This window comes from Catenibacterium sp. (assembly GCF_052354645.1).
Lineage (GTDB): Bacteria > Bacillota_I > Bacilli_A > Erysipelotrichales > Coprobacillaceae > Catenibacterium > Catenibacterium mitsuoka_A.
In genome coordinates, this window is sequence record NZ_DAWDDM010000105.1 from 1 (window position 1) to 6,501 (window position 6,501).

The window sequence follows — 6,501 nt, forward strand, 5'->3', positions numbered from 1 at the left end:
TTAAATATTTGTGTCCGCGCAACGAAGGCGCGGGGAAATGGAGAAAAAAATGAAATATAAATGTTTGATATTAGATCATGATGATACGATTGTAGATAGCACACGTACAGTGAACTTTCCTGCATTCTTAGACTCATTAAGTAAATTGCGTCCTGGTGTTACTATGACTTGTGAAGATTATTTCAAGTATAATTATAAGCCAGGTTTCACTGCATTATGTTTTGATATACTAAAATTCAGTGAAGAAGAAATGCATATACAGGAAAATAACTGGCAGTCCTATATTCGTGATCATGCACCTGTCAGTTTTGATGGCATTCATGATTTATTATGGCGTTATGTGAATGAAGGTGGCACTATCTGTGTTATTTCTCATTCAATGAAGCATACAATCATTCGTGATTATAAGAATAATGATTTACCAGAGCCTTCTATTATATATGGCTGGGAATTACCTCCTGAAAAGCGTAAACCATCTACTTGGCCTGTAGAAAGAATTATTAAAGAGCTTCATTTAAATAAAGAAGATGTCTTACTTGTAGATGATTTATTACCAGGTGTACAGATGGCACGAGATGCGCATATTGATGCATGTGGAGCTGGATGGGCTCATGATATCAAAGAAATCAAAGAAGACATCAAGACTAAATGTACTTATTATGTCGAGTCTGTTAAAGAGTTAGAAGACTTATTGTTTGAGGGAGAGTAAAGATGGAATTAGAAGCATTTTTATTAGTAAAAGAACCAGTCAATGAAACAAGTGATTATATTAATCAACCATTAGATGACAAAGTACGTCTCAATGCAGCATTAAGTAACTTTATGTGGGAAGAAGCAGATGCATGTACTAAAAATCATACGGGTATGATTCATGTCCATAAGACAATTGAAACTATTCAGACAGACTGTCCTTTATTTGTAGAAGAAGTATGTTCAAACATTGATGAGAATGTTGTAGGAGTTTATATGAATGATGTCATCTATGAACCATCTTTTTATCAAACAATGGCCAAGATGATTGATCAGGATATGTTTCCTATTTATAACGTCATCTGGTTTGGTTTATATCCATTAGAAAATGGGGTAGGGGCTTATACAGATGGTCTTGAAAAGCTCGGCTATCATGAAATAGAAGTCTCTTCTATTGGTGAACCTATGAATGTATTAGACTTCATTAAAGATACTGCACTCTATGTTATTATGAACAATGTGGCATTTAAAGATGGTGAAACTATTGGACTCACTATTGAACAGGTATTGACTATTCATTTAGGTGAAAGTGAGATATTTGATACACCAACTTTTAGGATAGACGATCCTTTTCTTACCAATTTATGAAAATACTTTCATTTTTAAGTGATATCTATGTAATCATTATTTAATTTGTGTTAATATATTATCGAGGTGACAAAATATATGTATTATTTTATAGGTATTAAAGGTTCAGGAATGGCTTCTCTTGCAAGAATCTTATATGATTTAGGTTATGAAGTTGCAGGAAGTGATATTGATAAGTATATCTTCCTTGAAGATGGCTTAAGAGAAAGACATATTCCTATTTATTCATTTAACAAAGACAACATTAAAGACGGTATGGATGTTATTGCAGGGAATGCATTTGACCGTTCTAATGAAGAAGTGGCTGCTGCAGAAGATAATCCTAATGTAACAATTCATCACTATTATGATTTCCTAGCTAAGCTTATGGATGATCATATTAGTATCGGTATTGCAGGTACACATGGTAAGACTTCAACTACAGGTATGGCTTATCATTTATTTAAAGACTATGATAAGACAAATGTATTAATTGGTGATGGTACTGGTTATGCCACTAAGGGTGCTAAGTATTTCATAGCTGAATGCTGCGAATATAAAGATCATTTCTTATGGTATCATCCAGATTATGCTTATATTAACAACATTGAAATGGACCATGTAGACTATTTCAAGTCAATGGAACAGTATGAACAGTCTTTTGAAAAATATGCCAACCAGGCTAAAAAGGCTATTGTCATCTGGGGTGATGATCCACATCTTCCACATTTGAATTATACAAAGAGAGTTGTAAAATTCGGTGTAAAAGACGGTAATGATGTTCAGGCTAAAAATGTAATTAATAATGAAAAAGGTCTTTCATTTGATGTATATATCTATGGTGATCTTTTTGGACATTTCACTTTACCATTCTATGGTATGCATACACTTTATAACACATTAGGTGTTATTACTTTAGGTTATCTTGAAGGTATGGACTTTGATTATATGCAGAGTCAGCTAAGTACATTTAAGGGAACTAAGAGACGTTATGCAGTGAAAGAAGTAGGTAATAACGTATATGTTGATGACTATGCTCATCATCCAACAGCTATTAAATATGTAATCGAAGAAACAAGAACACGTTTCCCTGGCAAGCAGATTGTTGCGGTTTATCAGCCAGATAGATATTCTCGTGGCTTAAGATTTGCGAAGGATTATGCACGAATCATGGATACAGTTGATCATCCATATTTTGTAGATTTCCCTAAAAATGCGCCAAAGGAACCAGGAATCGATATTGATGTCAGTGTTATTACTAAGAACCTACCTCGTTCTAAAGTAGTTACTGAAGATGAAGCAGGTGCAAAAGAATTGGCACAATATGATAACGCAGTATTCTTATTTATGAGTCCTAAGGATATTTATAAGTTAGAAGATTTAGTTATTAAGGAAAAAGAAAAGGCATAGGAGGACATCCCGTGGATATCTTAACAATTTGTCTATGTATTCTAGTGCTCGCTGGTGTATTTGCATTAGTGTCTCTAGGAGTATTTCTTATCCATGCACTTACAACTTTAAAAGATGTCAGTCATTTGGCACAGCATTTAGAAACAACAGTTTCTAAAGTAAATGTCACAGTGGATGATATCAACTATAAAATGGATAAGCTCAATGAACCTATCAACGTGGTAAGTGGTATTTTTAATAAGAAGAGATCAAGCACAGGTATATTAGGAACGGTATTAGGCTTGAAAAATATCTTGAAGAAAAAATAGGAGGTATAATTATGAAATTCGGAAAAGTATTATTCGGAGTAGGATTAGGCGTTTTAGCCGGTTTATTATTTGCACCTAAGAAAGGTAGTGAATTAAGAGAAGACATCAAAGCTAAATCAAAATCTACTTATGATTATTTAGCAAGTCTTACTAGAGAAGACGTTGAAGCTAAATTAGGAGAAACAATTGAAAATATCAAAAAATCAGTAGATGAATTTGATCCTGATGATTTTAAAGAAACTACTAAAGAAAAAGTAGATGAAGTACAGAAAAAGTTAGAAATTTTAGCAGAAAAAGTAAAATCTAGTGAAAATTTTGATAAGGTGAAAGGTTCAGTTGTAGAAGTAACTGGACGTGTGAATCAGAAAATCGATGAAGTGAAAACAATGATTAATGATAAGGCTGCCATGATTGATGAAGATGTGATTGATCAGCAAATTGATGATGTTGAAAAACAGCTAGATGAAATGATTGAGGAAATCAAGGACTAGTATGAAGAAGAAAGTAACAATCTATGATGTTGCAGAAGCAGCTGATGTTTCACTTGCAACAGTTTCAAGAGTAATTAATGGTTCTAATGTTGTAAAGCCTGCAACAAGAAAACGTGTACTTGAAACAATTAAACGACTCGATTTCAAGCCTAATCAGATTGCAAGAGGTCTTGCAACTAGTAAAACTACAACTATTGCAGTTGTATTCCCACAGTCACTATTTGGACATGTAAAAGATATGATTGGTGGTATTGGAGATACTGGACGTACTTTAGATTTCAATATCATTATGTATACAACTGATGAACTTGGTTTAGGTAACCCAATTGAAGAAGTAATTGAGAAGGTTATTAAATCAAGAGCTGATGGTGTTGTATTATTTAACAATAACTGCATTGATAAAGAAATTGATCTCATTAAAAAATACCGTATTCCTGCAGTTGTTGTTGGATATAAGATTTCTGATGAAGATATCTGCTCTGTATATGTTGATGCAAAGAGTATTGCATATGATATGACTAAACAATTTATTGAACAGGGTAAAAAGGATATCTGCTTCGTAAGAGCTACTCAAAACTTAGTTGATTTAAATGATTTTGCGAAGGGTATTGAAGAAGCATTTAAAGATAGTGGTGAAACACTTCCAGAAGATTATATTGTGGATGTTTCTAACCATTATGAAGAAAGCTATCCTCAATTAAAGGAATATTTTGATACTCATAAGCATGATGTTGTTTTAACAGGCTATGACAAGGAAGCAGTCGCTGTTGTCAATGCAGCAATTGATCATGGTATCAATGTACCTGAAGATATGCAGGTTGTTGGTATGATGGATACAAGTTATGCGACTATTTGTCGTCCACCTCTTACTACTATTCATGTACCTGTATATGATATGGGTGCTATCGCAATCAGACTTCTTACAAAGATCTTAAATCATGAAGAAATTGATGAAGCAGAAGTGCCAATGCATTATACATTCATCAAGCGTGATACAACTAAATAACCAAAGAAGGATGCTGAGGCATCCTTTTTTACTGGTTTAGATTGTGCTAAAATAGTATCGGTCATTATAATTACTGGGAGGATTATATATGCTTAAAAATCAATCTGATACTGCAAATATATTACGAGAAAGAAGTAAACTCAATAAGCGCTTGGCTTATGAAGGTTTACTTGTTGGTATCGTGTCAGGTGCTGTCTGTATCGTTTATCGTCTTGTTTTATCAAATGCAGAATCTATTTATTTTACTATAAGGGACTTTGTTGCACATAACGTGTCTTATTGGCCTTTGTGGATCATTGGCCTTATTGTATTAGGTCTTATTATTTCAATCTTTTTAAAGTGGGAACCTATGATCGGGGGCTCTGGTATTCCACAGCTAGAAGCAGAAGTACAGGGACGTATTGATGAATGCTGGTGGAGAGTCTTACTTGCAAAATTCTGTGCAGGTGCGCTTGCACTTGTAGGTGGCTTATCATTAGGGAGAGAAGGTCCAAGTATCCAGCTAGGTGGTATGGTTGGTAAAGCTCTTGCGAAAAAAGGAAAACGTGTAAAAACTGAAGAGCGTTATTTAATGACAGCTGGAGCAGCGGCTGGCTTATCTGCAGCCTTCAATGCACCTCTTGCAGGTATCATGTTTGCTTTAGAAGAAGTTCATAAGAACTTCTCTACAAGTGCACTTGTTTCTGTAATGATTGCATCTATTACTGCGGATTTCTTAAGTAGAAATATCTTTGGTTTATCACCTACTTTAGCTTTCTCAATCAAAGAAACATTCCCTTTAAAGAATTATATCTGGGTTATTATTCTCGGTATTATCGCTGGCGTATTAGGTGCTTTCTATAATAAGGCTACAATGGGAACTATTAAACTTTATAAGAAAACACCATTCTTAAAGAAACATCAAAGAGTCATTATCCCTTTAGTGTTATCTGGAATTCTTGGATTCTACTGTCCACTTGTCATGGGTGGAGGACATAAACTTGTAGAATATCTCAATGAACCAAATCTTGTTTTATCTACTCTTGTCTTATTATTTATATTAAAATTACTTATTTCATGTGTTTCATTTGGATCGGGTGCTGCTGGAGGAATCTTCTTCCCACTACTCATTCTTGGAAGTCTTATTGGTGCAAGTGTAGGTAAGGTTGCTATTATGTGTGGTGTTCCTTCCGAGTATTTTATGAACTTCATTATTATGGCAATGGCTGCTTACTTTAGTGCCATTGTAAGAGCGCCGATTACTGGTATTGTGCTTATTGCGGAAATGAGTGGAACTTTAAAGATGCTCCTACCAATTGCACTTGTTTCATTTGTTTCTTATTATGTAGCCAATCTTTTACATAGTGAACCGATTTATGAAAGTCTTTTAACGAATCTTTTAAACAATCAGCCTTATCAGTCAATGGAAGAATATGCAGATAGTAAGGAACTCATTGGATATACAGTTGGTTTTGGTTCAAATGCCTGTGATCACTATATTAAAGATTTACAACTTCCACGTCGTAGCTTGATTGTTTCCGTTATTCGTGGTGGAGAAGAAATCATTCCAAAAGGGGATACAAAGCTCATATCAGGAGATCGTATCATTGTCTTAGTAGATGCATTCCATCTTGATGAAACGAAGCTGATGTTGGAAAGTGTCTTCACAAGCTGATATTGACAAACATCATGATTTCATGTAGACTTTTAATTGTGATGAAAAAGACAAGTAATTCATATGCGCTGGTTTAGAGAACTTATGGCTGGTGAAAATAAGGGCAGCAGTATGAATGAATACACTTTGGAGCTTCTAGATGCAAAGTCTAGACGGTGAGTACACCGTTATCAACAAGAGAGCATGTCTTTGACATGAATAAAGGTGGTAACGCGAGAATTCGTCCTTTGGATGGATTCTCTTTTATATTATAGGAGGAAATTATGACATTTTATGATGAATTAGTGTGGCGTGGCCTCATTAAAGATGTAAGTT

General features: G+C 34.4%; 7 protein-coding genes and 1 other annotated feature. All 7 genes read left to right on the top strand.

Annotation, left to right across the window (positions count from 1 at the left end; translation table 11 throughout):
- The first annotated feature begins 49 nt into the window (after nt 1–49).
- Nucleotides 50–709 (top strand): HAD family hydrolase, encoded by a 660-nt coding sequence (locus ACT8VG_RS05995; RefSeq protein WP_444195408.1) that lies wholly within the window; start codon nt 50–52, stop codon nt 707–709.
- Nucleotides 710–711: 2 nt separating this feature from the next.
- Nucleotides 712–1,338, top strand: a complete 627-nt coding sequence (locus ACT8VG_RS06000; RefSeq protein ID WP_432272114.1) for a DUF4261 domain-containing protein — start codon at nt 712–714, stop codon at nt 1,336–1,338.
- A 78-nt stretch (nt 1,339–1,416) separates the two neighbouring features.
- Nucleotides 1,417–2,727, top strand: coding sequence for a UDP-N-acetylmuramate--L-alanine ligase (locus ACT8VG_RS06005; protein ID WP_444195409.1), 1,311 nt, complete (start codon nt 1,417–1,419; stop codon nt 2,725–2,727).
- Between the two features lie 11 nt (nt 2,728–2,738).
- Nucleotides 2,739–3,035, top strand: a complete 297-nt coding sequence (locus tag ACT8VG_RS06010; protein WP_022425139.1) for a DUF948 domain-containing protein — start codon at nt 2,739–2,741, stop codon at nt 3,033–3,035.
- An 11-nt stretch (nt 3,036–3,046) separates the two neighbouring features.
- On the top strand, nt 3,047–3,526 hold the full coding sequence (locus ACT8VG_RS06015) for a YtxH domain-containing protein (protein ID WP_117458086.1): 480 nt from the start codon (nt 3,047–3,049) through the stop codon (nt 3,524–3,526).
- Between the two features lies 1 nt (nt 3,527).
- On the top strand, nt 3,528–4,532 hold the full coding sequence (locus ACT8VG_RS06020) for a LacI family DNA-binding transcriptional regulator (RefSeq protein ID WP_444195410.1): 1,005 nt from the start codon (nt 3,528–3,530) through the stop codon (nt 4,530–4,532).
- 88 nt (nt 4,533–4,620) lie between these two features.
- Complete coding sequence (locus ACT8VG_RS06025) at nt 4,621–6,186, top strand: ClC family H(+)/Cl(-) exchange transporter (protein WP_217106431.1); 1,566 nt, start codon at nt 4,621–4,623, stop codon at nt 6,184–6,186.
- 32 nt (nt 6,187–6,218) lie between these two features.
- Nucleotides 6,219–6,417 (top strand) — a binding site (T-box leader).
- The last annotated feature ends 84 nt before the right edge of the window (nt 6,418–6,501 follow it).

Coding starts and splice junctions, on each gene's coding strand:
- ACT8VG_RS06000 (WP_432272114.1), top strand. CDS start 712: ATGGAATTAGAAGCATTTTTATTAGTAAAAGAACCAGTCAATGAAACA.
- ACT8VG_RS06005 (WP_444195409.1), top strand. CDS start 1,417: ATGTATTATTTTATAGGTATTAAAGGTTCAGGAATGGCTTCTCTTGCA.
- ACT8VG_RS06015 (WP_117458086.1), top strand. CDS start 3,047: ATGAAATTCGGAAAAGTATTATTCGGAGTAGGATTAGGCGTTTTAGCC.
- ACT8VG_RS06020 (WP_444195410.1), top strand. CDS start 3,528: ATGAAGAAGAAAGTAACAATCTATGATGTTGCAGAAGCAGCTGATGTT.
- ACT8VG_RS06025 (WP_217106431.1), top strand. CDS start 4,621: ATGCTTAAAAATCAATCTGATACTGCAAATATATTACGAGAAAGAAGT.
- ACT8VG_RS05995 (WP_444195408.1), top strand. CDS start 50: ATGAAATATAAATGTTTGATATTAGATCATGATGATACGATTGTAGAT.